Here is a 210-nt window from a genome sequence, read left to right on the forward strand (position 1 = left end):
ACGACTTCTTGATTGGACAAACGAGCATGCTCAAAGTTACGGCGTGAATAGTAGTGCAGATAATCTAACTGCCCTTCCTTAGCCATTAATAACTTCCAAAAATGCTTTAAAGCACGGTATTCATGCGTATTTGCCCCGTATTCTTTCATGACCTTAAGCCGGACACTTTGAAGTGCCCGGTAGGCCTGAACGACGACGTGGAAATGATCA

General features: G+C 44.3%; 1 protein-coding gene. It reads right to left on the reverse strand.

The features are described from left to right. A partial coding sequence (locus QOS10_RS09700) for a transposase (protein WP_283595223.1) occupies nt 1-210 on the reverse strand: 210 nt, incomplete at both ends.

The organism is Limosilactobacillus galli (assembly GCF_947381495.1).
GTDB classification, from domain to species: Bacteria; Bacillota; Bacilli; order Lactobacillales; family Lactobacillaceae; genus Limosilactobacillus; species Limosilactobacillus galli.